This is a genomic window from Streptomyces sp. RKAG290 (assembly GCF_023701695.1).
Taxonomy (GTDB): domain Bacteria; phylum Actinomycetota; class Actinomycetes; order Streptomycetales; family Streptomycetaceae; genus Streptomyces.
The window spans coordinates 5,447,983-5,473,592 of sequence record NZ_JAJOZC010000001.1; the positions used below are offsets into that span (position 1 = coordinate 5,447,983).

Genomic DNA, 25,610 nt, shown 5'->3' on the forward strand with positions numbered 1-25,610 from the left:
GGGGCAGTGGCCTCCCGGACCCGGCGCCGGAGGAGCAGGTGGAGCGATGACACTCCTTGCCCAGATCAGTGACCTGCACCTGGACGGCAGCGAGAGAGCGACCCGACGTGCCACGCGCGTCATGGATCACCTGCGCGCCCTGCCGCAGCCGGTCGACGCCCTCCTGGTCACCGGGGACATCGCCGATCACGGCGCGGAGGCCGAGTACGAGGAGGCGGCACGCATCCTGGCCGCTCCCTTCCCCGTGCTCAGCTGCCCCGGCAACCACGACGTGCGTCCGGCCTACCGCAAGGCCCTGCTCGGAGAGGCTCCCGGGGACGGGCCCGTCAATCAGATCCACCACATCGACGGCACAGCCGTCCTGATGTGCGACTCCACCATCCCCGGCCGGGACGAGGGACGTCTGGACGAACAGACCCTGGCCTGGATCGATGACACCCTCACCGGACTGCCGGGACAGACCCGGGCGCTGATCGCCTTTCACCAGCCGCCGGTGGAGCTCCACCACCCGCTGCCCGACTCGGGCCGGCTCCAGCAGCCCGGGGAACTGGCCCGCCTGCTCGACGCGCACCCGCGGGTCGCCGCCGTGCTCACCGGCCATGCCCACACCGCGGCCGCCTCGACCTTCGCGTCGCGTCCGCTGATCGTCGGACCGGCCGTCACCTGGACGCTGCGCATGCCCTGGGAGGGGAGCGACCCCGTGGGCCGCGACCAGCCGCCCGGTCTCGCCTTCCACGTCCTCGACGACAGCGGGCGGCTGACCACCCACTTCCGCGTGGTGCTCTGAACCCGCCCGGCGGCCCGCGGGGCGGGCGTCCCGGCCGCACCCCCGGATGGAGGACGAGATGTTGCCGGTCCGGCCGGCCGGAGGAAGGCTGAGCCCGATCTCACCGGGTCGCCGGGGGCGCGGGCGGGTCCGCGCCGGGCACGGTGGACGGAAGGGCGTCGCCATGCGCGTCATGCTGAGAGCGTCGATGGACACACAGCTCACGACCGAAGCGATCAAGAGCGGCACGCTGCAGAAGATCGTGCAGTCGATGTCGGAACGGCTCAAGCCGGAGGCGGTCTACTTCCATACCGCCGACGGCAGGCGGTGCTGCACCTTCGTCTTCGACATGCAGGACAGTTCGGAGCTGCCCGGGATCGCGGAGCCGCTCTTCGACGGGCTCGGCGCTGAGCTCGAGTTCCAGCCCGTGATGAACCTCGACGACCTGCGCAAGGGCTTCGCCGCGCAGCAGCAGGGCTGACCTCGTCGCCCGCCCGGGGCACGGTGAACGGTGAAGGAGTGGTGTCTCCATGCGTGTCCTCCTGGTCGGTGCGGGAGGCGTAGGCACGGCGATCACGAGGATCGCGGCCCGCCGGCCGTTCTTCGAGCACATGACCGTCGCCGACTACGACCTCGGACGGGCCCGGAGCGCCGTCGAGGCTCTCGGGGAGAACGGCGGCCGGTTCCGCGCCGTCCGGCTGGACGCCTCGGACCCGGCAGCCGTGCGCGCCGCCCTCGGCGAACACCGCTGCGACGTCCTGCTCAACGCCACCGATCCCCGCTTCGTGCTCCCGCTCTTCGACGCCGCCCTCGCCCACGGCGCGCACTACCTCGACATGGCCATGTCCCTGTCCCGGCCGCATCCGTCCCGCCCGTACGAGGAGTGCGGGGTCAAGCTCGGCGACGCGCAGTTCGAGCGGGCCGCGGAGTGGGAGGCCGCGGGACGCCTCGCGCTGGTGGGGATGGGCGTGGAGCCCGGCCTCTCCGACGTGTTCGCCCGGTACGCCTCCGACGAACTCTTCGACGAGATCGAGGAGATCGGGATCCGGGACGGGGCGAACCTGACGGTGGACGGCTACGACTTCGCCCCGTCCTTCAGTATCTGGACGACCATCGAGGAGTGCCTGAACCCGCCGGTCGTGTACGAGCAGGAGCGGGGCTGGTACACCACCGCCCCCTTCAGCGAGCCGGAGGTCTTCGACTTCCCCGAAGGCATCGGTCCCGTGGAGTGCGTCAACGTGGAGCACGAGGAAGTGCTGCTCGTCCCGCGCCGGCTGAAGGCGCGGCGGGTCACGTTCAAGTACGGACTGGGTGACGAGTTCATCGGGGTGCTCCGGACCCTTCACATGCTCGGACTCGACCGCACCGAACCCGTTTCCGTGCCGAGCGACCTGGGGAAGGCCGCCGTCTCGCCCCGTGACGTGGTCGCCGCCTGTCTGCCCGACCCCGCAGGGCTCGGCGACCGGATGCACGGCAAGACCTGTGCCGGGACCTGGGTGAAGGGTGTCAAGGACGGCCGGCCCAGGGAGGTGTACCTCTACCACGTCGTCGACAACCAGTGGTCGATGCGGGAGTACGGCTCGCAGGCCGTGGTCTGGCAGACCGCGATCAACCCCGTCGCCGCCCTGGAACTGATCGCGAGCGGTGTGTGGAGCGGCAGCGGAGTGCTGGGCCCTGAGGCGATGCCGCCGCGGCCGTTCCTCGATCTGCTCACGGAGTACGGCGCACCGTGGGGCCTGCGCGAGCAGTGACGGACGGGTGCGCCCTGTCCGCCGGACGGCGCAAAGGCGATGTGCGCACCCCGAACCACCTCAATAGCATGAGAAAGATACTTTCCGCTTTCTCTTCAGGCTTGTGACCGTAGCGAGGGCGCATGTCGAAGGACCTTGCCGGACCAGCACAGTCGGCGACCTTGAAACCCGATGCGATCGGCTTCGTCGACGCGCTCGTCATCGGGCTGAACGCCACGTCCCCTGCCTACTCCGTGGCGGCGGTCATCGGACCGATCGTCGCGCTCGTCGGCATCTACGCACCCGGAGTGCTCTTCGCCTCCTTCGTGCCGATGCTCTTCATCGCGTCCGCCTTCTACTACCTCAACAAGGTCGACCAGGACTGCGGGACGACGTTCTCCTGGGTGACCCGTGCGCTGGGGCCGTGGACCGGGTGGCTCGGGGGCTGGGCCATCACGATGACCGGGGTGCTCGTGGTGGGATCCCTGGCGGACGTCGCCGTCAGCTTCGGGCTGCTGGCCGTCGGCCTCGACAGCTGGGCCGACAACACGTTCGTGCGCCAGCTCCTCACCGTCGTCCTCATCCTGGTGATGACGGCCCTGTGCGTCATCGGCACCGAACTGTCGGCCAAGGTGCAGAACGTCCTGATCCTGGCGCAGGTGGCCTTCCTCCTGGTCTTCGTGATCGTCGCGCTCTACCGCGTCTACGCAGGCACGACGTCGTTCGCCTCGATCCATCCCTCGGCCGCCTGGCTCAACCCCTTCGGGGCGGGCGGCGCGGCCCTCACCAGTGGGCTGCTGCTCGGCGTGTTCATCTACTGGGGCTGGGAATCCGCCGTCAACCTCACCGAGGAGGTCGAGGACTCCGCGACCGCTCCCGGCAAGGCGGGCGTGTGGTCGACCATCATCCTGCTGGTGACGTACCTGTCCGTCGGCTTCGCCGTCGTCGCGTTCGCCGGAACGGCGTATCTGGCCGAGAACGCCGGCGAGGAGGAGTTCATCTTCGCGCTGCTCGCCCGCAAGGTCATGGGCGGCTGGGACTGGATCGTGCTCCTCGCGGTCGCGACGTCCGCGCTCGCCTCGACCCAGACCACTATCATTCCCGCGTCCCGCACCGCGCTCTCGATGGCCCGCCGGCACGCGCTGCCGGCGCACTTCGGCCGGATCAACCCCCGGTTCCGGACCCCTGACGTGAGCACCTGGTGGGTGGCCGCGATCGCCATCGCCTGGTACCTCGTCGTCAACCAGATCAGCGAGAACGCCCTCTTCGACTCGCTGACGGCACTCTCCCTGCTGATCTCCTTCTACTACGCGCTGACCGGTGTGGCCTGCGCGGTCTACTACCGCCGCCATCTGACCGAGAGCGTAAAGAGCTTCCTCCTCATCGGCCTCGGCCCGCTGATCGGATCGGGTCTGCTGACCTGGCTGCTCGTGCGGTCGGTGATCGACATGTCGGACCCGGCCAACTCCTACAGCGGCACCTCGTGGTTCGGCCTCGGCCCGCCGCTCGTCATCGGCATCTGCATCAGCGCGGCCGGGGTGGTGCTCATGGTGGTGTGGCGGTTCCGCTCGTCCGTCTTCTGGGCCGAGCGCCGCGGTGTGGTCGACCCCGAGCTCGTGCACGGCAAGGAGTCCTGAGATGTCCGTGGTCCTCGGCTACGACGAGTCACCCGGTGCCGCACGCGCCCTGCGCATCGCGATCGAGGTGGCCGCCGCCTACGGCGAGCCGCTGGTCCTGGTCTACGGGGCGGCGCCGCCCGGCCCCACCGGCGAGGAGTACCGCAGCCATTACGAGGCCGTCAGGCAGGCCGGGCGTGCGGGGCTCGAACGGGCCCTCGCGGCGGCCGACGAGGCCGGTGTGCCGGCCAGTGTGGAGGTGATCGACCGGAGCCCGGCACCGGCCCTCGTCGAGGCCGCCGCACGTCACGGGGCCAGGGTCATCGTGGTGGGCAGCTGGGGCGAGAGCCCGATCCGCGGGGCGCTCCTCGGCTCCACCCCGCACAAGCTCCTCCACCTGTCGACCGTGCCGGTGCTCTGCGTACCGACCGAGTAGGGGAGTTCGGCCGGAGGGGCCGGCACCCCGCTGGGGTAGGGTGACGCAGCCCCGCACGGGGACTGGCCGAAGGAGGTGGGACCCATTACCGCTGTATCAGGCTGGGTGCTCACCCCTCATGACCGCGTGGTCGACCGGACGTAACCGACCGCGGAGCACCCTCGGCATTTTTCCGAAAGGCTCCGCTCCATGCCGGTCCCGCTGTCACCGTTCGACCTCTCCACGCTCGTCACCACTCTCCGCACCGCCGGCTGCGTATTCGCCGAGGACGAGGCGGAACTCATCGCATCCACCGCCGCCGACCCGGCCGGGCTCACCGCCATGGTGGAACGCCGCGTCGCGGGCCACCCCCTGGAACACGTACTCGGCTGGGCCCGGTTCAGCGGCCTGCGGATCGCGGTGGACCCCGGGGTCTTCGTACCCCGGCGCCGTACCGAGTTCCTGATCCGGCAGGCCGTGGACCTGGCCCCGAGCCCGGCCGTCGTGGTCGACCTCTGCTGCGGTTCGGGCGCGCTCGGCGCCGCGCTCGCCGCCGCCCTGGACGAGGTCGAACTCCACGCCTCCGACGTCGAACCCGCCGCGGTGCGCTGTGCCAGGCGCAACATCGGCGAGCGGGGACGGGTCTACGAGGGCGATCTCTTCGCCCCGCTGCCCGACTCGCTGCGCGGGCGCGTCGACGTACTGCTCGCCAATGTGCCCTACGTACCGAGCGGGGACGTCCCCCTGCTGCCCGCGGAGGCACGGGTCCACGAACCGCTGGTGGCGCTCGACGGGGGCGGCGACGGCCTCGACGTCATGCGGCGGGTGGCCGCCGATGCGCCGCGGTGGCTGGCGCCGGGCGGCAGCCTGCTGGTCGAGACGAGCGAACGCCAGGCGGCACGTGCCGAGGAGGCCGTGGGCGGCAGCGGGCTGATCCCCCGCGTGGTCTCCTCGGACGAGCTGTACGCCACCGTGGTGATCGGGACCATGCCCGTCCGCTGACGGGGAGCGGGCGGCTCAGGCGAAGCGCCACCGGGTCTGGGTGAACGGGTCGCCCTTGCCGAAGCCGAAGACCGTGCGCGGGGACACGGCGAAGACGTCGGCCCGGTTGTCCAGCGAGCCCAGGAACGCGCCGTCGGCGACGTCGAAGTGCCAGACCGGCCCGTACTTCGTCTCCCACGCCTCCGCCAGCCGGGCCAGCACGTCCTCGTCGCTCACCTGCACCGCCCGGCCCTCCACCACCACGTCGAGCCCCGCCGACCAGGAGTTGGTGCCGGTCGTGAGGACCACCTCGGGGTTGGCCGTCAGATTGCGGGCCTTGCGCTCCTCCGGGCCCGTGGAGAAGTACAGCGCGCCCTGCCACCAGACGCCGATCAGCGGGGTGACGTGCGGGCGGCCGTCGGGGCGGACGGTGCTCAGCCAGTACAGCTCGGCGTCGGACAGCAGCTTCTCCGCGTCGGCCCACGGGCCGGGTTCCGCGCCGGGGCTGCTGTAGCGCGGGTCCAGCTCGGCGGTCGGTTCGTCTGCGGACATGGTCGGGGCCTCCCGGTCGGATCCTGAAAGAAATCCTGCCTCTGAAGTGCAGACCGCGCACGCGCTCCGCATTCATCGGTGCGGGACTAGGCTCATATAACTGGTAGGTGATCGGGCGGCGAGCAGGAGAGCGCGGAATGACGACGTTGCCGGGACGCAGAAGCAGTACGTTCACCCGACTGCTGCGGCACGGTTTCACCGACCCGTCCGCCGCCGAGCGGCTGCTCGAGCTGCCCGACCTGTCGTCCGTGCGCTCCGACCCCGTCCTCTTCGACGCCCTCGGGGCGACCGCCGACCCCGATCTGGCGCTGCGCGGCGTCGTCCGGCTCGTGGAGGCCGAGGAGGCCGACGAGCGGCAGATCCTGCTGGACACACTCATCACGGCCAAGCCGCTGCGGGACCGGCTGCTCGGGGTGCTCGGGGCGTCCGAGGCGCTCGGCGACCACCTGGCCCGCCACCCGCGCGACTGGCAGGCCCTCGTCACGTACGAGGCCACCGATCTGCACCCCGGAGTGGCCGAGTTCGAGCACGAGCTGTCCGGGGCCGACGACCCGGACGCGCTGCGCGTCGCCTACCGCCGGTGCCTGCTGTCGATAGCGGCCAGGGACGTGTGCGGCACGACGGATGTCGCCGAGACCGCCGCCGAGCTGGCCGACCTGGCCACGGCGACGCTGCGGGCCGCACTCGCCATCGCCGGTGCGTCCGCGCCCGCCGACGCCGCGCAGTGCCGGCTCGCGGTCATCGCGATGGGCAAGTGCGGCGGCCACGAACTGAACTACGTCTCCGACGTGGACGTCATCTTCGTGGCGGAACCCGCCGACGGCGCCGAGGAGAGCGCGGCCATCCAGGCCGCCACCCGGCTGGCCGCACACATGATGCGCATCTGCGCCGACACGACCGTCGAGGGCACCATCTGGCCCGTCGACGCCAACCTCCGCCCGGAGGGCCGCAACGGGCCCCTGGTGCGCACCCTGTCCTCGCACCTCGCCTACTACCAGCGCTGGGCCAAGACCTGGGAGTTCCAGGCGCTCCTCAAGGCCAGGCCGGTGGCAGGCGACACCCTGCTGGGCGCCGAGTACGTCGAGGCCGTCTCCCCGCTCGTCTGGCAGGCCGCCGACCGCGACAACTTCGTCCCCGACGTGCAGAAGATGCGCCGACGCGTCATCGACACGATCCCCGCCGACCGGGTCGAGCGTGAGATCAAGCTGGGTCCCGGCGGACTGCGGGACGTCGAGTTCGCCGTGCAGCTGCTCCAGCTGGTGCACGGCCGCAGCGACGCCACCCTGCACAGCGGCTCGACCCTGGACGCCCTGGGGGCGCTCGCCCGGGGCGGCTACGTGGGGCGGGTGGACGCCGCGCAGCTGGACGACGCCTACCGCTTCCTGCGCGCCATGGAGCACCGCATCCAGCTCTACCGGCTGCGCCGCACCCACCTGGTCCCGGAGGCCGAGCCGGACCTGCGGCGGCTCGGCCGCTCCCTCGGCATGCGCACGGACCCCGTCGCCGAGCTCAACCAGGCCTGGAAGCGGCACGCCTCCGTGGTGCGGCGGCTGCACGAGAAGCTGTTCTACCGGCCGCTGCTCGACGCCGTTGCCCAGCTCGCGCCCGGTGAGTCCCGGCTCAGCACCAAGGCCGCCGCGCACCGGCTCGAAGCCCTCGGGTACGAGGATCCGGCGGCCGCGCTCCGGCACCTCGAGGCGCTGTCCTCCGGCGTCTCACGCAAGGCCGCCATCCAGCGCACGCTGCTGCCGGTGCTGCTCGGCTGGTTCGCGGACTCCGCCGACCCGGACGCCGGGCTGCTCGGGTTCCGCAAGGTGTCCGACGCGCTCGGCAAGACCCCGTGGTACCTGCGGCTGCTGCGGGACGAGGGCGCGGCGGCGGAGAACCTGGCGCGGGTCCTGTCGGCCGGCCGGCTCGCCCCCGACCTCCTGCTGCGCGCCCCCGAGGCGGTGTCGATCCTCGGCGACCCGCAGGGGCTGAAGCCGCGCAGCCGGGAACACCTGGAGCAGGAGGTACTGGCCGCGGTGGGGCGGGCCGAGGACGCCGAATCAGCGGTGGCCGTGGTGCGCGGGGTGCGGCGGCGCGAACTGTTCCGGACGACGTCCGCGGACCTCATCGGCTCCTACGGCACGGAGGAGAGCCCCGCCGAGCCGGACCCGGGCGCGCTCGTCGACCGGGTCGGCAGCGCGGTCACCGATCTGAACGCCGTCACCATCGCCGGTGCGCTGCGCGCCGCCGTGCGTTCGGAGTGGGGCGACACCCTTCCCACCCGGTTCGCCGTGATCGGGATGGGCCGCTTCGGCGGGGGCGAGCTCGGTTACGGCTCCGACGCGGACGTCCTGTTCGTCCATGCCCCGCGCGAGGGCGTCGACGAACAGGAGGCGAGCCGGGCCGCGAACCGGGTGGTGTCCGAGATGCGCCGGCTGCTCCAGCTGCCCACCGCGGACCCGCCGCTGCTCATCGACGCCGATCTGCGTCCCGAGGGCAAGAGCGGGCCGCTGGTGCGCACCCTGAAGTCGTACGAGGCGTACTACCGGCGCTGGTCGCTGGTCTGGGAGAGCCAGGCGCTGCTGCGGGCCCAGCCGATGGCGGGCGACGTGGACCTGGGCCGCGACTTCGTCGAGCTGATCGATCCGCTTCGCTACCCGGCGGAGGGGCTGGGGGAGGACGCGGTCCGTGAGATCCGGCGCCTGAAGGCGCGGATGGAGTCCGAGCGGCTGCCGCGCGGGGCCGACTCCACCCTGCACACCAAGCTGGGCCGGGGCGGGCTGAGCGACGTCGAGTGGACGGTCCAGCTGATGCAGATGCAGCACGGCTGGGCGGAGCCGGGGCTGCGGACCACCCGGACCCGTGAGGCGCTGGCCGCGGCCTGCGCGGCCGAGCTGATCTCCTGCGAGGACGCGCAGACGCTGGACGAGGCGTGGGTACTGGCGACGCGGGTCCGCAACGCGGTGATGCTGGTGCGCGGGCGGCCCGGCGACACGTTCCCGTCCGGGCCGCGGGAGCAGACCGCGGTGGGGCGGTATCTGGGCTACGGGCCCGGACACGTCGGGGACATGCTGGACGACTACCGGCGGATCACGCGGCGGGCGCGGGCGGTGGTGGAGGAGCGGTTCTACGGGGCGGTGTGAGGGTGCCCGTGCAGGCGGGGCGGTGTGAGGGCCCCGTGGAGGCGGGCTTTCGGGGCGCTGCCCCGGACCCCGCTCCTCAATCGCCGGAGGGGCTTGCATCGCTCGGCGCTCAGTGGCGGCTTGCCGCCGGCTTGGGGCGGTGGATCGAGAGCGCGGCCAGGCGGGGGGTGCGGGTGGTCTTCGGCGGGATGAGCCTTGGCAGGTGGTGCGGCAGCGCCCCGTACCAGGCGTACGACACCGCGTAACCGAAGGCCAGGCAGGCCATGCCGCCCACCGCGTCCAGCCAGAAGTGGTTCGCCGTCGACACGATCACGAGCAGGGTGACCGTCGGGTAGAGCAGGCCCAGGATGCGGGCCCAGGGCGCCGAGGCCAGGGCGAAGACGGTCAGGCCGCACCACAGCGACCAGCCGATGTGCATCGACGGCATCGCCGCGTACTGGTTCGACATGTTCTTGAAGTTGCCCGACGCCATCGAGCCCCACGTCTGGTGGACCATCACCGTGTCGATGAAGTGGCTGCCGTTCATCAGCCGGGGCGGCGCGAGTGGATACAGGTAGTAGCCGGCCAGCGCGGCCGCCGTCGTCGCGAACAGTGTCAGGCGGGCCGCCGCGTACCGGCCGGGGTGGCGGCGGAACAGCCACACGAGCACACCGATGGTGACGACGAAGTGCAGTGTCGCGTAGTAGTAGTTCATCGACACGATCAGCCATGTCACCGAGTTGACCGCGTGGTTGACCGACTGCTCCACGGCGATGCCCATGAACCGCTCGACCGACCAGAGCCAGTCGGCGTTGGACAGCGCCGCCGCCTTCTGCTCGGGAACGGCGTTGCGCACCAGCGAGTACAGCCAGTAACTGACCCCGATCAGCAGGACTTCGAACCAGATGCGTGGCCTTCGGGGAGACCGCTGCCCGCGCAGTCCCGCCAGGCTGCGTTTGAGTAGTCCGGCGACCCGTTTCGCGGTGCCGTGCTGCTTCGCGTTCGCCTCGGGAGCCGCCTCGTTCACGATGGGTGACGGGGTGGCCTCCGTGCGGCCTTCGTGTGGTCTCACGCTCAATTCACCCATAGGCACAGAGTCTGCCAGATTTACCCCCTTCGCCAGATGATCCTCCGGTCGGGAGCGGGTTGCACGTCCTGCGGGCTACGGGTGCGCGTGGGATCCTTGGACGGGCGAAGCCGCGGAGGCCGCGCCAGGACCGGGTCCCGCGGCTGTCGAACCGCGCACGACCAGCTCGGGCATGAAGACGAACTCGCTGTGCGGGGCGGGTGTGCCGCCGATCTCCTCGAGGAGCGTGCGCACCGCGGCCTGGCCCATCGCCGTGACGGGCTGCCGGATCGTGGTCAGCGGCGGATCGGTGAACGCTATGAGCGGGGAGTCGTCGTAACCGACCACCGACAGGTCGCGCGGCACGTCCCTGGAGAGACGCCGGGCGGCCCTGATCGCACCGAGCGCCATCATGTCGCTCGCGCACACCACCGCCGTGCAGCCCCGCTCCATCAGCGCCGACGCGGCCGCCTGACCGCCCTCCAGCGTGTACAGGGAGTGCTGGATCAGCTCTTCCACCTGGTCCGATGTGAGCTTCAACTGCTCCTGCATCGTGGCGTGGAAGCCCTCGATCTTGCGGAGCACCGGCACGAAGCGCTTCGGCCCGACCGCCAGTCCGATCCGGGTGTGGCCCAGCGACACCAGATGCGTCACCGCCAGCCGCATCGCGGCCCGGTCGTCCGGTGAGATGAACGGCGCCTGCACCTTGGGCGAGAAACCGTTGACCAGTACGAAGGGGACGCCCTGGGCGCGCAGTTGCTCGTAGCGCTGCATGTCGGCCGAGGTGTCGGCGTGCAGCCCGGAGACGAAGATGATGCCCGAGACGCCCCGGTCGACCAGCATCTCCGTGAGCTCGTCCTCGGTGGAACCGCCGGGCGTCTGGGTCGCCAGCACCGGGGTGTAGCCCTGGCGCGTCAGAGCCTGGCCGATGACCTGGGCGAGCGCCGGGAAGATGGGGTTCTCCAGCTCCGGCGTGATCAGGCCGACCAGGCCGGCGCTGCGCCTGCGCAGCCGTACGGGCCGTTCGTAGCCGAGGACGTCGAGCGCGGCAAGGACGGATTCGCGGGTGGCCGCAGCAACACCGGGCTTGCCGTTCAGTACACGGCTGACCGTCGCTTCGCTGACCCCCGCCTGAGTTGCGATATCGGCAAGCCGTGCGGTCATGGGACTGGACTGTACCGGGAGCGGGTCGGATTGCCCACCATGCACAGGAATCGGACGTCGGCGGGCGCGCGGCCGGCCGGCGGGGTGGTCCGGAAGGCTCCGCAGCAACATCTTGCAAACTCTTGCGGGCCCTGTCCGTGGGCTGTAATCAGATCATCGCACTGCGGAATCATGGGCCGTGGCCTGCCACTGCCAGGGTTCGGGGGCTTCCGTCAAGAGGCTTGACGGCAACCGTGAGGACACGTGAATGTAACGATCGCCGGAGCTTGCAGAAATCTTCCGCAAACTCTTTCGGCGTTCTTTCATCCTTGTTACGTTCACGTCGACCCGGCGCCGCGACGGAGCGGTACGGCAGTTGAAGGAGTTCAGATGCGACGTGGCATAACGGCCACCGCCCTGGTCGCGGCCCTGGCGCTCGCGGCGACCGCCTGCGGCAGCGATGACGACAAGTCCGACGGCACCAGCAAGAGCTCGGGCGAGCTCTCGGGCACCGTGACGTGGTGGGACACCTCCACCGCGGGCAGCGAGGACAAGGTCTTCAAGAAGATCGCCGAGGGCTTCGAGAAGGAGCACCCGAAGGTCGACGTCAAGTACGTCAACGTCCCCTTCGGTGACGCGCAGAACAAGTTCAAGAACGCCGCGCAGTCCGGCTCCGGTGCCCCCGACGTGATCCGCTCCGAGGTCGCCTGGACGCCCGAGTTCGCCGACCTCGGCTACCTCGCCCCGCTCGACGGCACGCCCGCCCTGCAGAAGGCGGACGACTTCCTGAAGCAGGCCGCCGCGTCCACCAAGTACAAGGACAAGACGTACGCGGTGCCGCAGGTCATCGACTCGATGGGCATCTTCTACAACAAGAAGATCTTCAAGGAGGCCGGCGTCAAGGTCCCCACGACCATCGCCGAGCTGAAGGCCGTCTCCAAGAAGATCAAGGACAAGACCGGCAAGACCGGCCTCTACCTCCGCGGCGACGACGCTTACTGGTTCCTGTCCTTCCTGTACGGCGAGGGCGGCGACATGGTCGACGCCTCCGACAAGACCGTCACCATCGACAACCCGGCCGGCGTCAAGGCGATGAAGGTCGTCAAGGACCTGGTCGACTCGGGCGCCGCCAAGACCGACGCGACGGACGGCTGGGAGAACATGCAGTCGTCCTTCAAGGACGGCAAGGTCGCGATGATGATCAACGGCCCGTGGGCCGTCGCCGACACCTACGCCGGCAAGGAGTTCAAGGACAAGGCCAACCTGGGCGTCGCCCCGGTCCCGGCCGGCTCCGCCGCGCAGGGCGCCCCGCAGGGCGGCCACAACCTGGCCGTGTACGCCGGTTCCAAGAACCTCGACGCCTCCTACGCCTTCGTCGACTACATGACCTCCGTCAAGACCCAGGCCCAGGTCACCAAGGAGCTCAACCTCCTGCCGACCCGCACCTCGGCCTACGCCGAGGAGAGCGTCGTCGACAACGAGATCGTCGGCTTCTTCAAGCCGGTCGTCGAGAGCGCCGTCGAGCGCCCGTGGATCCCGGAGACCGGCAGCCTCTTCGCGCCGCTCGTCACCGAGTACACCAAGGTCCTCACCGGACAGACCTCCCCGGAGAAGGCCGTCAAGACGACCGGCGACTCCTACCGCAAGCTCCTCAAGGGCTGGAAGTAACCCAGGAAGGCAGGCCGGCTGATGGCTGTCCACACCAGCCAGTCGGTGGCGAAGGCCGCGGGCGACGAGACCGTCGCCCGCGGCCGGAGCCGCGGTACTGGTAACCCACCGCCCCCGAGCAGGCTCCGGCGAGCCCTGTCGACCCACTGGTACGCCTGGACCATGGTCGCCCCGGTCGTCGCCGTGATCGGCGTGATCATCGGGTATCCGCTGGTCCGCGGCATCTACCTGTCGCTGACCGACGCCAACGAGCGCAACGTCGCACGGTCCATCGGTGTCAACCACCTGCCCGCCACGTACAAGTTCGTGGGCCTGGACAACTACACCGAGGCGCTCACGGGCGAGCAGTTCCTCGGCACGCTCGGCTGGACCCTGGTGTGGACGGTCTCCTGTGTGGCCATCACCTTCGCCCTCGGCATGGCGCTCGCCAACATCCTCAACCGCCGGATCGCCGGGCGCTCCGCCTACCGGATGGCGCTCATCCTGCCCTGGGCCATCCCCGGCTTCGTCTCCGTCTTCGCCTGGCGCTTCCTCTACAACGAGGACCGCGGGCTGCTCAACAAGATCCTCTCGGGCTCCGGCTTCGACGGCATCCCGTGGCTGAACGACCCGACCTGGGCGAAGTTCTCCGTCATCGCCGTCAACGTCTGGCTCGGCGTGCCGTTCATGATGGTCGCCCTCCTGGGCGGTCTGCAGTCCATCCCCAGCGAGCACTACGAGGCCGCGGAGATGGACGGCGCCACCGCCTGGCAGCGCTTCCGCCACATCACGCTGCCCGGACTGCGGCCGGTCTCCACGACCGTGATCCTGCTCTCCACCATCTGGACGTTCAACATGTTCCCGGTGATCTACCTGCTGACCCGCGGCGGACCCGGTGAGGCCACCCAGATCCTGGTCACCCAGGCGTACAAGTTCTCCTTCGAGATCAGCCCGCGCGACTTCGCGCAGTCCTCCACCTGGGGCGTGCTGATCCTCGTACTCCTGCTGATCTTCGCCGCCGTGTACCGGCGAGTCCTGCGCACCCAGGGAGACGACTGGTGACCACCATCCCCACGCCCGCGCGGCACTCCGCGTCCAAGGTCCGCCGGCGCGGCGAGCGTTCACCGCTGGCCTCCACCGCACTGCATCTGACGCTCGTCGTCGCGTCGGTGATCGCCGTCTTCCCCGTGCTCTGGGTCCTGCTCACCTCGCTGAAGCCCGCCGCGTTCGCGACCACCACGGACTTCTTCAAAGAGACGACCTTCGAGAACTACACGAACCTGCTCCAGAACACGAAGTTCCTGACCTGGTTCGGCAACTCGGTGCTCGTCGCGGGGTTCACCACGCTCCTCGGCGTCATCGTCTCCGCCTCCACCGGCTACGCCGTCAGCCGCTTCCGCTTCCCCGGCAAGCGCGGACTGATGTGGACACTGCTGGTCACCCAGATGTTCCCGGTCGCCGTCCTCATCGTGCCGATCTACAACATCATGGCGGGCATGGGGCTGCTCAACAGGCCGGCCGGTCTCGTCATCACCTACCTCACCATCTCGGTGCCGTTCTGCGCCTGGATGATGAAGGGCTTCTTCGACACCATTCCGCGCGAGATCGACGAGTCGGGGCAGGTCGACGGGCTCACCCCGTTCGGCACGTTCTGGCGGCTCATCCTGCCGCTGGCCAAGCCCGGTCTCGCCGTCACCGCGTTCTACTCGTTCATCACCGCGTGGGGCGAGGTGGCGTACGCCTCCGCCTTCATGGTCGGCGAGGACAACCTCACGCTCGCGGGCGGCCTGCAGCTGTTCGTCAACCAGTACGGGGCCCAGTGGGGTCCGATGACGGCCGCGTCCGTGCTCATCGCGATACCCGCGGCCCTGGTCTTCCTGTTCGCGCAGAAGCACCTGGTGACCGGCATGTCCGCCGGAGCCGTCAAGGGCTGACGCGGGAGCAGCACGACCGTACGACCCGCACGCACCAGTCACGGTGGCGCCGGCATCCCGACCCGGTCCCGGCGCCACTCCCCACCCAGACACCCCAGGGACGACATGACCCAGCACCTCGCTGCCCCCTCCACCGGCACGTCCGACGACGCCCCGGGCCACCGCACCGGCTGGTGGCAGGACGCGGTGATCTACCAGGTCTATCCGCGCAGCTTCGCCGACGGCAACGGCGACGGCATGGGCGATCTCGCAGGCGTACGCGACAGACTCCCGTACCTCAAGGACCTCGGCGTCGACGCGGTCTGGCTCAGCCCGTTCTACGCCTCGCCGCAGGCCGACGCGGGCTACGACGTCGCCGACTACCGGGCCATCGACCCGATGTTCGGCACCCTGCTGGACGCCGACGCGCTGATCCGCGACGCCCACGATCTGGGTCTGCGGATCATCGTCGACCTGGTGCCCAACCACTCCTCCGACCAGCACGAGTGGTTCAAGCGCGCGCTCGCCGAGGGCCCCGGCTCCGCCCTGCGCGACCGCTACCACTTCCGCCCCGGCAAGGGCGCCGACGGCGAACTCCCGCCCAACGACTGGGAGTCCATCTTCGGCGGACCGGCCTGGACCCGGACCACCGACCCCGACGGCACGCCCGGCGCGTGGTACCTCCACCTCTTCGCGCCCGAGCAGCCCGACTTCAACTGGGAACACCCGGCCGTCGCCGACGAGTTCCGCTCGATCCTGCGCTTCTGGCTCGACATGGGCGCCGACGGCTTCCGGGTCGATGTCGCGCACGGCCTGGTCAAGGCCGAGGGCCTGCCCGACCTGGGCGCGCACGACCAGCTGAAGCTGCTCGGAAACGATGTCATGCCGTTCTTCGACCAGGACGGTGTGCACGAGATCTACCGCAGCTGGCGCACCATCCTCGACGAGTACCCCGACACCATGGGGCCCGAAGGGCCTTCGACGGGCGGGCGCATCGCGGTGGCCGAGGCCTGGACCCCGACCGTCGAGCGCACCGCCAACTACGTGCGCCCCGACGAGATGCACCAGGCCTTCAACTTCCAGTACCTGTCGACCGCCTGGGACGCCGCCGAGCTGCGCACCGTCATCGACACCTCGCTGAACGCGATGCGCCCGGTCGGCGCCCCCACCACGTGGGTGCTCTCCAACCACGACGTCACCCGGCACGCCACCCGGTTCGCCAACCCGCCCGGCCTCGGCACCCAGATCCGTACCGCCGGTGACCGTGAGCTGGGTCTGCGCCGGGCCCGTGCGGCCAGCATGCTGATGCTGGCGCTGCCCGGTTCCGCCTACGTCTACCAGGGCGAGGAGCTCGGCCTGCCCGACGTCACCGACCTGCCCGACGAGGCCCGCCAGGACCCGTCGTTCTTCCGGGCCGAGGGCCAGGACGGCTTCCGCGACGGCTGCCGGGTGCCGATCCCGTGGACCCGCGAGGGCAGTTCGTACGGCTTCGGTGAAGGTGGCAGCTGGCTCCCGCAGCCCGCCGGCTGGGGCGAGCTGAGCATCGAGGCCCAGACCGGCGCGGCCGGCTCCACCCTGGAGCTGTACCGGGCCGCGCTCGCCGCGCGCCGGGCACACCCCGGACTCGGCGCCGGCTCGGCGGTGGAGTGGCTGGACGCCCCGGAGGGGCTGCTGGTCCTCGCCCGTCCCGGCTTCGTCTGCACCGTCAACACGACGGGCGCCCCGGTCCGCATCCCCGCGCCGGGCACCGTCCTGCTGTCCAGCACCCCGGTCGTCACCGACGGCGACGGGGTGGAGCTGCCCGCGGACACCACGGTGTGGTGGACGGTGTGACCGTCCCCGCACCCAGGGCCGGCGGCGCGCTGAGGCTCTCGGACATCGCCGGGCAGGCCTCGGTCAGCGAAGCGACCGTCAGCCGGGTGCTCAACGGCAAGCCGGGCGTCGCGGACCCCACGCGTCAGCGGGTGCTCGCGGCGCTCGACATCCTGGGCTACGAACGCCCGGTACGGCTGCGCCAGCGCAGCGCCGGGCTGATCGGACTGGTGACGCCCGAGCTCACCAACCCGATCTTCCCGGCGTTCGCGCAGTCCGTCGAACAGGTCCTGGCGGGCCATGGCTACACCCCGGTGCTCTGCACCCAGCTGCCCGGCGGCGCCACCGAGGACGAGCTCGTCGAGCAGCTCGTCGAGCGCGGCGTCGGCGGCATCGTCTTCCTCTCCGGGCTGCACGCCGACACCTCGGCCGACCCGGCGCGGTACGCCGCGCTCACCGAGCGCGGGGTGCCGTTCGTGCTGATCAACGGCTACAACGAGCGGATCAGCGCGCCGTTCGTCTCGCCCGACGACACCGCCGCCGTGCGGATGGCCGTGGGGCACCTCGCCGAACTCGGCCACCGCAAGGTCGGGCTGGCGATCGGGCCGCAGCGCTATGTGCCCTCCCGCCGCAAGCGGGACGGCTTCGTGGACGCGGCGGTGTCCCTGCTGGGGCTCGACCGTGCCGAGGCCGAACTCCTGGTGTGCTCCACGCTGTTCAGCGTCGAGGGCGGCCAGGTGGCGGCCGGCGCGCTGCTCGACCAGGGGTGCACGGGGATCGTCTGCGGCAGCGACCTGATGGCGCTGGGTGTGGTGCGTGCCGCCCGGGACCGCGGGCTCGACGTGCCGCGCGAGGTGTCCGTGGTCGGCTTCGACGACTCGCAGCTGATCGCGTTCACCGATCCGCCGCTGACCACGGTGCGTCAGCCCGTCCAGGCGATGGCGGCGGCCGCGGTGGGCGCGCTGCTGGAGGAGATCGGCGGAAGTCCCGTGCAGCGCACGGAGTACGTGTTCCAGCCGGAGCTGGTGGTACGGGGGTCGACCGCGGCACTCCGCAGCGCCTGAGGCGACCGGCGGCGCCGTACGACGAGGTCCTGGGTCCGGAGGGGGGATCCCGGGCCTTGTCGTGCGTCCGGGCACTTCCCGGGGCGGGCCGGGCCGGCGGAGATCCCGGCGTACAGGAGAGGCACCGGGAGTCGGCCCGGACGGGCCGGCGGGGAGTGTGACTCCCGGTACCTCTCTTGTCCGTGACCGGCCCGGCCGGCCGGGCGCGTGGGGCCCGGGGTAACGGGACCCCCGGCCGACCGGACCGGAGTCGGGAGAAACGTAACAGCCCTGCAATGTCTTGCGTAAGACCTTGCAGGCGGGAAAATGCAGTATTTCGCGGATGTGAGCAGGCCATGTCCAAAGGGTTGACCGGAACCTGACGGACTCGTACGGTCTCCCCGCGGCAAGGTTTGCATTCTTGCAGCAAGAACCTTCAGAAGCCTTGAGGGCAGGGCGCGTTGCCGTACGAGGCTGAGAGGCTTTCGGGTCACCCGGATCGGACAGCGGACCACCTCCGCCCGGTCGGGGCCGGCCCGGCAGCCTCCGCACCGTCACCCGCATTTCCCCCACCGCAGGAGGAAAGATGGCACGCAGATTCCTGTCTGCAGCGCTCGCGCTGACAGCAGGCGCCGCCGCCCTCGTGGTCCCCGCCACGAGCGCCCAGGCCGCCGCCCCGGGCACCAAGGACGTCACCGCAGTCCTCTTCGAGTGGAAATTCGACTCCGTGGCCAAGGCGTGCACGGACTCCCTCGGCCCGGCCGGCTACGGCTACGTACAGGTCTCGCCGCCCCAGGAACACATCCAGGGCGGCCAGTGGTGGACCTCGTACCAGCCGGTCAGCTACCGGATCGCCGGACGGCTCGGCGACCGCACCGCCTTCGCCGACATGGTCAACACCTGCCACAGCGCGGGCGTCAAGGTCGTCGCCGACTCCGTCATCAACCACATGTCGGCGGGCTCGGGCACCGGTACCGGCGGCTCCTCGTACACGAAGTACAACTACCCCGGGCTCTACTCCGCGCCCGACATGGACGACTGCACCGCGCAGATCAGCAACTACCAGGACCGGTACAACGTCCAGCACTGCGAACTCGTCGGCCTGGCCGACCTGGACACCGGTGAGGAGTACGTCCGCGGCAAGATCGCCGGATACCTCAACGACCTGCTCTCGCTGGGCGTCGACGGCTTCCGGATCGACGGGGCCAAGCACATACCCGAGGACGATCTCGCCAACATCAAGTCCCGGCTGAGCAACCCCGGCGCCTACTGGAAGCAGGAGGCGATCTACGGAGCCGGTGAGGCCGTCTCGCCCGACGAGTACGCAGGCACCGGCGACGTCCAGGAATTCCGCTACGCCCGCGGCCTCAAGCAGGTCTTCAACAACCAGAACCTCGCCGACCTGAAGAACTTCGGCGAGGGCTGGGGCTTCATGGCGTCCTCGAAGGCCGCGGTCTTCGTCGACAACCACGACACCGAGCGCGGTGGCGACACGCTCAGCTACAAGGACGGCGCCAAGTACACGCTCGCCGGCGTCTTCATGCTGGCCTGGCCCTATGGCTCGCCGGACGTCCACTCCGGCTACGAGTGGTCCGACAAGGACGCCGGTCCGCCGAACGGCGGCACGGTGAACGCCTGCTACAGCGACGGCTGGAAGTGCCAGCACGCCTGGCGCGAGATCGCGTCCATGGTCGGCTTCCGCAACACCGCACGCGGCGAGACCGTCACGAACTGGTGGGACAACGGCGGCGACCAGATCGCCTTCGGCCGCGGCGCCAAGGCGTACGTCGCGATCAACCACGAGAGCTCCTCGCTGACGCGTACGTTCCAGACCTCGCTGCCCGCCGGTGACTACTGCGACATCCAGTCCGGCAACGGCGTCACCGTCAACGGCTCGGGCCAGTTCACCGCCACGCTCGGTGCCGACACCGCCCTCGCCCTCCAGACCGGCGCCCGCACCTGCTCCGGCGGCGGCACCGGGCCGGCCGACCCCGGTACGGGCACCTCCGGCGCCTCCTTCGGCGTCAACGCCACCACCCAGCCCGGCCAGAACATCTACGTCACCGGCAGCCAGTCCGCCCTCGGCAGCTGGAACCCCGCGACCGCGCTGAAGCTTGATCCGGCCGCGTACCCGGTCTGGAAGCTCGACGTGAGCCTGCCCGCCGGTACGTCGTTCGAGTACAAGTACGTCCGCAAGGACGCGAGCGGCAATGTCACCTGGGAGAGCGGTGCCAACCGCACGGCCACGGTGCCGGCCTCGGGCAAGGTCGCGCTGACCGGCGACGTCTGGCGCGGCTGACCTTCTTCCGCCTCATCTGCCGGACGGACCGCACGGGCCCGTCCGGCCCTGCACCCGCACCCCCTTTCGAGGAGAACCCGAGTGATACGTCCGTCCCGCGCGCCCGCGCGAAGAGCGGCGCCCGCCGCCGTCGTCGCGGCCGCCCTGTGCGCGGCCCTCGTGCCCGCGCTGCCCGCCGCCGCGGCCAGGCCGCCCGCCGCGCCGTCGGACGCCGAGCTGGCCGCACAGCCCGCCCGCCACGACCTGACCCGTGAGCAGTTCTACTTCGTCATGCCCGACCGGTTCGCCAACGGCGACACCGGAAACGACCGGGGCGGACTGACCGGCTCCCGGCTGGAGACCGGCTACGACCCCACCGACAAGGGGTTCTACCAGGGCGGCGACCTCAAGGGGCTCACCGGCAGGCTCGACTACATCAAGCAGCTCGGCACCACCGCGATCTGGCTCGCCCCGATCTTCAGGAACCGACCCGTCCAGGGCACCGGCAAGGACGCCTCGGCCGGCTACCACGGCTACTGGATCACCGACTTCACCCAGGTCGACCCGCACTTCGGCACCAACGCCGACCTCTCGAAGCTGATCGACAAGGCCCACGGCAAGGGCATGAAGGTCTTCTTCGACGTCATCACCAACCACACCGCCGACACCGTCGACTACGCCGAGAAGACTTACGGCTACAAGCCCAAGGGCGCCTACCCGTACCTCGACAGTGACGGCCGCCCCTTCGACGACGCCGCCGGCCCGGCCGAGGTGGACGCCGACTCCTTCCCGTACAAGCCGGTCACCACCGGCGGCAAGACGCCGTCCTGGCTCAACGACCCGACGATGTACCACAACCGCGGCGACTCGACCTATGCCGGCGAGTCCACCACGTACGGCGACTTCTCCGGGCTCGACGACCTGTGGACCGAGCGCCCCGAGGTCGTCTCCGGCATGGAGAAGATCTACGAGAAGTGGGTCCGCGACTTCGACATCGACGGCTTCCGGATCGACACCGTCAAACACGTCGACCTGGACTTCTGGACCCAGTGGGCGACCGCGCTCGACACCTACGCGGCCAGGCACGGGCGCGACGACTTCTTCATGTTCGGTGAGGTCTACTCCGCCGACACCGCGATCACCTCGCCCTACGTCACCCAGGGGCGGCTGGACGCGACGCTCGACTTCCCCTTCCAGGAAGCGGCCCGCCAGTACGCCTCGCAGGGCGCCCCGGCCTCGAAGCTCGCCGCCGTCTTCGGCGACGACTACCGGTACACCACCGACAAGGCCAACGCCTACGAGCAGGTGACCTTCCTCGGCAACCACGACATGGGCCGCATCGGCACCTTCCTCAAGCAGGACAACCCGAAGGCCGGTGACGCCGAGCTGGTCAAGCGGGACCGCCTGGCCAACGAGCTGATGTTCCTCAGCCGCGGCAACCCCGTCGTCTACTACGGCGACGAGCAGGGCTTCACCGGTGCGGGCGGCGACAAGGACGCCCGTCAGACGATGTTCGCCTCGAAGACCGCCGACTACCTCGACGACGACGAGCTGGGCACCGACCGCACGCACGCCTCCGACGCGTACGACACCCGGCACCCGGTCTACCGGTCCATCGCGGCCCTCTCCGAGCTGACCAGGAAGAACCCGGCGCTGCGCGACGGCGTCCAGACCGAGCGGTACGCCGAGGGCTCCGTCTACGCCTTCTCCCGTACGGACCCGGCGCACAGCAACGAGTACGTCGTCGCCACCAACAACGGCACCGAGGCGCGGACCGTGCAGCTGCCGACCGAGTCGGCCCGGATGAACTTCCGCACACTGTACGGCGGTTCCGGAGCGCTCCGCAGCGGCGCCGACAAGAGGATCACCGTCACCGTGCCGGCCCTGTCCAGCCTCGTGCTCCGGGCCGAGAAGCCGCTGGGCACCCCGGCGGCCAAGCCCTCGGTCACGCTGAAGGCACCGGCCGCCGGTGCCACCGGCACCGTCGAGCTGACCGCCGGCGTCGACGGCGGCTCCCTCGACCGGGTCGTCTTCGCCGCCCAGCAGGGCAACGGGAGGTGGACCACGCTCGGCACCGCCGACCACGCCCCGTACAAGGTCACCCAGACCATCGGTGACACCGTCGCCGCCGGAACACCGCTGCGCTACAAGGCCGTCGTCGTCGACCGGGCCGGGCGCACCGCGAGCGCACTCGCCTCGTCGACCGCCGGAGCGCCACCCGCCCCGGCGAAGCCCGTCGCCGTCGAACGCGACTACGCCGTCGTCCACTACAAGCGCGCCGACGGCGACTACGACGGATGGCAGGCCAGGTCCGGCGACACCACCGCCGCCTTCACCGGGCGGGACGCCTACGGCGCCTTCGCCTGGACCAAGGTGCCGGAGGGCGCTTCCTCGGTCCCGTACACCGTCGAGAAGTCCGGTACGGCAGACGGACCGGAGCGCACCGTCGACCTCGCGAAGACCGGACAGGTCTGGATCGAGCAGGGCAAGGACGGCCAGGCCGACACCGCCCCCGACGGCGCCTATCCCGCCCAGGACACCACCAAGGCTGTCCTGCACTACTACCGTGCCGACGGCGACTACGACGGCTGGGGCCTGCACACCTGGACCGGCGCCAAGGAACCGACCGACTGGTCCAAGCCGCTCCAGCCGGTGAAGAAGGACGCCTCCGGCGTCACCTTCGAGGTCCCGCTCGCCGACGGGGCCACCTCGCTCAGCTACATCCTGCACCGCGGCGACGAGAAGGACCTGCCCAGCGACCAGTCACTCGACCTCGCCACCTACGGCCACGAGGTGTGGATGCTCGGCGGAACGGCCGGCTATCTGCTCCCGCAGACCGGCGGCGTCCCCGCCCCCGACCTCACCAAGGCCGAGGCGCAGTGGATCGACTCCGACACCGTCGTCTGGAAGGTGAAGGCCACCGAGGCCACCAGTCAGCAGCTCGTCTACGCATCGAGCGGCGGCATCTCCGTCGTCGACGGCGCACTCTCCGACGAGGGCCGGTGGCTGCGGCTCAGCCCGTCCGCGCTGACCGACGCGCAGAAGGCGAAGTACCCGCACCTCAAGGACTACCCGGCGTTCACCGTCGACGCCCGTGACCGGGACCGGGTCCGTGACGCCCTGCGCGGCCAGCTGATCGCCACCCAGCGCGCGGCCAACGGCGCCCTGCTCGCCGCCACCGGCGTACAGAGCGCCGGTGTGCTCGACGACCTCTACGGGACGAAGGCGAGCAGCGCCTCGCTCGGCCCGGTCTTCCGGCACGGCACGCCCACGCTGTCCGTCTGGGCGCCCACCGCCCGTACCGTCTCGCTCGAACTCGACGGCAGGACCGTCCCGATGCGGCGGGACGACCGCACCGGCGTCTGGTCCGTCACCGGGAAGCGGAGCTGGAACGGCAAGCCCTACCGGTACGTGGTGAAGGTCTGGGCGCCCACCGTCCAGAAGCTCGTCACCAACAAGGTCACCGACCCCTACTCCACCGCGCTGACCGCCGACTCGGCCCGGAGCCTCGTGGTCGACCTCGAAGACGGCAGGCTCGCGCCCAAGGGCTGGAGCGGCCTGCGCAAGCCCGCCGCCACGCCGCTGCGCGACGCCCAGATCCAGGAACTCCAGATCCGCGACTTCTCGATCGCGGACCCCACGTCCAAGCACCCCGGCGAGTACCTCGCCTTCACCGACACCCGCTCCGACGGGATGAAGCACCTCAAGGAACTCGCCGACTCCGGCACCAGCTACGTCCACCTGCTGCCCGCCTTCGACATCGGCACCATCCCCGAGAAGAAGAAGGACCAGCAGAAGCCCGCCTGCGACCTGTCCGTCTACGCCCCCGACTCCCAGGAGCAGCAGGCGTGCGTGGCGAAGGCCGCCGCGAAGGACGGCTTCAACTGGGGCTACGACCCGCTGCACTACACCGTCCCGGAAGGCTCCTACGCCTCCGACCCCGACGGTACGAAGCGGACCGTCGAATTCCGGCAGATGGTGCAGGGGCTGAACAACGCCGGCCTGCGGACCGTCATGGACGTCGTCTACAACCACACCGTCGCCTCCGGCCAGGACGACAAGTCGGTGCTCGACCGGATCGTGCCCGGCTACTACCAGCGACTGCTGGAGGACGGCACCGTCGCCACCTCCACCTGCTGCGCCAACACCGCGCCCGAGAACACCATGATGGGCAAGCTCGTCGTCGACTCGATCGTCACCTGGGCCAGGGAGTACAAGGTCGACGGCTTCCGCTTCGACCTGATGGGACACCACCCCAAGGCCAACATCCTGGCCGTCCGCAAGGCGCTGGACGCCCTGACCCCCGCCAAGGACGGCGTCGACGGAAAGAAGATCATCCTGTACGGGGAGGGCTGGAACTTCGGTGAGATCGCCGACGACGCCCGCTTCGTCCAGGCCACCCAGAAGAACATGGCCGGCACCGGCATCGCCACCTTCTCCGACCGGGCCCGCGACGCCGTGCGCGGCGGCAGCCCCTTCGACGAGGACCCCGGTGTGCAGGGCTTCGCCACCGGCCTCTACACCGACCCCAACACCTCCACGGGCAACGGCACGAAGGCCGAACAGAAGGCCCGGCTGCTCCACTACCAGGACCTGATCAAGGTCGGACTCACCGGCAGCCTCGCCGACTACACCTTCACCGACACCACCGGCAACACGGTCAAGGGCTCGGGCGTCGACTACAACGGAGCGCCCGCCGGATACGCCGCGGCCCCCGGCGACGCGCTCGCGTACGCCGACGCCCACGACAACGAGACGCTGTACGACGCGCTCGCCTTCAAGCTGCCGGCGGGCACCTCGGCAGCCGACCGGGCCAGGATGCAGGTCCTGGCCATGGCGACGGCCACCCTCTCGCAGGGCCCCTCGCTCTCCCAGGCCGGCAGCGACCTGCTGCGCTCCAAGTCGCTGGACCGCAACTCCTTCGACAGCGGCGACTGGTTCAACGCCCTGCACTGGGACTGCCACGCAGGCAACGGCTTCGGCCGCGGACTTCCGCCCGCCGCCGACAACCAGGCCAAATGGCCTTACGCCAAGCCGCTGTTGACGAACTCCGCGCTCAGCCCCGGCTGCGCACAGATCAACGGCGCCTCGGCCGCGTACCAGGACCTGCTCACCATCCGCGCCACGGAGAAGGACTTCGGCCTCTCCACCGCCGGACAGGTGCAGTCCGCGCTGTCCTTCCCGCTGTCCGGCAAGGACGAGACACCCGGGGTGATCACCATGCGGCTCGGAAAGCTGGTGGTCGTCCTCAACGCCACCCCGGCGCCACCACCCAGCAGGTCGCCGCGCTCGCGGGCAGCGACTACGCCCTGCACCCCGTCCAGGCGGCGGGAGCGGATCTTACCGTCAAGAAGTCGAATTACGAGAGGAGTTCAGGCAGCTTCACCGTCCCGGGACGTACAGCGGCAGTGTTCTCCCTGCGCTGACCCCGAGGGGACTACCGTGGGGGGAGCCGCCGGGGTGAGAGCCGCAGCACCGGATCCCCGGCGCGCCCCCCACCACCCCACTCGGCCGGGACCGGCCCATCCAGCTGCTCTG

At 70.4% G+C, this 25,610-nt stretch carries 16 protein-coding genes and 1 pseudogene; 14 read left to right on the forward strand and 3 right to left on the reverse strand.

Annotation, left to right across the window (positions count from 1 at the left end):
• The first annotated feature begins 46 nt into the window (after window positions 1–46).
• The 6 genes from LNW71_RS24030 (at window position 47) to LNW71_RS24055 (ending at window position 5,529) form a co-directional block, all read left to right on the forward strand.
• The gene (locus LNW71_RS24030; RefSeq protein ID WP_250970125.1) at window positions 47–787 is read left to right on the forward strand and encodes a metallophosphoesterase; all 741 of its coding nucleotides are present in this window, start codon (window positions 47–49) and stop codon (window positions 785–787) included.
• Between the two features lie 187 nt (window positions 788–974).
• Complete coding sequence (locus LNW71_RS24035) at window positions 975–1,247, forward strand: hypothetical protein (RefSeq protein WP_250970126.1); 273 nt, start codon at window positions 975–977, stop codon at window positions 1,245–1,247.
• A gap of 49 nt (window positions 1,248–1,296) precedes the next feature.
• Window positions 1,297–2,517, forward strand: a complete 1,221-nt coding sequence (locus LNW71_RS24040) for a saccharopine dehydrogenase C-terminal domain-containing protein (protein ID WP_250970127.1) — start codon at window positions 1,297–1,299, stop codon at window positions 2,515–2,517.
• 122 nt (window positions 2,518–2,639) lie between these two features.
• On the forward strand, window positions 2,640–4,133 hold the full coding sequence (locus LNW71_RS24045; RefSeq protein WP_250970128.1) for an APC family permease: 1,494 nt from the start codon (window positions 2,640–2,642) through the stop codon (window positions 4,131–4,133).
• A 1-nt stretch (window position 4,134) separates the two neighbouring features.
• Window positions 4,135–4,548, forward strand: a complete 414-nt coding sequence (locus tag LNW71_RS24050) for a universal stress protein (RefSeq protein WP_250970129.1) — start codon at window positions 4,135–4,137, stop codon at window positions 4,546–4,548.
• Window positions 4,549–4,737: 189 nt separating this feature from the next.
• Window positions 4,738–5,529: a putative protein N(5)-glutamine methyltransferase gene (locus LNW71_RS24055; RefSeq protein WP_250970130.1), complete on the forward strand. Its 792-nt coding sequence runs from the start codon at window positions 4,738–4,740 to the stop codon at window positions 5,527–5,529.
• Between the two features lie 15 nt (window positions 5,530–5,544).
• Here the strand turns inward: LNW71_RS24055 and LNW71_RS24060 are convergent, their stop codons facing one another.
• Window positions 5,545–6,060 carry a pyridoxamine 5'-phosphate oxidase family protein gene (locus LNW71_RS24060; RefSeq protein WP_250970131.1) on the reverse strand — a complete coding sequence of 172 codons (516 nt, stop codon included), beginning with the start codon at window positions 6,058–6,060 and terminating at the stop codon, window positions 5,545–5,547.
• 137 nt (window positions 6,061–6,197) lie between these two features.
• On the opposite strand from LNW71_RS24060, the gene LNW71_RS24065 reads away from it, so the two are divergent.
• The gene (locus LNW71_RS24065) at window positions 6,198–9,191 is read left to right on the forward strand and encodes a bifunctional [glutamine synthetase] adenylyltransferase/[glutamine synthetase]-adenylyl-L-tyrosine phosphorylase (RefSeq protein ID WP_250970132.1); all 2,994 of its coding nucleotides are present in this window, start codon (window positions 6,198–6,200) and stop codon (window positions 9,189–9,191) included.
• Window positions 9,192–9,300: 109 nt separating this feature from the next.
• On the opposite strand, the gene LNW71_RS24070 is transcribed toward LNW71_RS24065, so the two are convergent.
• On the reverse strand, window positions 9,301–10,197 hold the full coding sequence (locus LNW71_RS24070; protein ID WP_365409346.1) for a phosphatase PAP2 family protein: 897 nt from the start codon (window positions 10,195–10,197) through the stop codon (window positions 9,301–9,303).
• Window positions 10,198–10,332: 135 nt separating this feature from the next.
• A complete protein-coding gene (locus tag LNW71_RS24075; protein WP_250970134.1) occupies window positions 10,333–11,400 on the reverse strand; it encodes a LacI family DNA-binding transcriptional regulator in 1,068 nt (355 codons plus the stop codon).
• A 369-nt stretch (window positions 11,401–11,769) separates the two neighbouring features.
• On the opposite strand from LNW71_RS24075, the gene LNW71_RS24080 reads away from it, so the two are divergent.
• From LNW71_RS24080 to pulA, 7 genes and pseudogenes are all read left to right on the forward strand, one after another.
• Entirely contained in the window at window positions 11,770–13,047 is a 1,278-nt protein-coding gene (locus tag LNW71_RS24080) for an extracellular solute-binding protein (protein WP_250970135.1), read from the forward strand.
• 21 nt (window positions 13,048–13,068) lie between these two features.
• On the forward strand, window positions 13,069–14,088 hold the full coding sequence (locus LNW71_RS24085) for a carbohydrate ABC transporter permease (RefSeq protein ID WP_250970136.1): 1,020 nt from the start codon (window positions 13,069–13,071) through the stop codon (window positions 14,086–14,088).
• A complete protein-coding gene (locus LNW71_RS24090) occupies window positions 14,082–14,960 on the forward strand; it encodes a carbohydrate ABC transporter permease (RefSeq protein WP_250972124.1) in 879 nt (292 codons plus the stop codon). Before LNW71_RS24085 ends, LNW71_RS24090 begins: the two co-directional genes overlap by 7 nt.
• Window positions 14,961–15,065: 105 nt before the next feature.
• Entirely contained in the window at window positions 15,066–16,772 is a 1,707-nt protein-coding gene (locus tag LNW71_RS24095; protein ID WP_250970137.1) for a glycoside hydrolase family 13 protein, read from the forward strand.
• A complete protein-coding gene (locus LNW71_RS24100; protein ID WP_250970138.1) occupies window positions 16,757–17,815 on the forward strand; it encodes a LacI family DNA-binding transcriptional regulator in 1,059 nt (352 codons plus the stop codon). The genes LNW71_RS24095 and LNW71_RS24100 overlap by 16 nt, the downstream gene beginning before the upstream one ends.
• A gap of 565 nt (window positions 17,816–18,380) precedes the next feature.
• On the forward strand, window positions 18,381–20,093 hold the full coding sequence (locus LNW71_RS24105) for a carbohydrate-binding module family 20 domain-containing protein (protein ID WP_250970139.1): 1,713 nt from the start codon (window positions 18,381–18,383) through the stop codon (window positions 20,091–20,093).
• A gap of 81 nt (window positions 20,094–20,174) precedes the next feature.
• Window positions 20,175–25,498: pseudogene (gene pulA, locus LNW71_RS24110) on the forward strand (pullulanase-type alpha-1,6-glucosidase).
• Window positions 25,499–25,610: the final 112 nt, after the last annotated feature.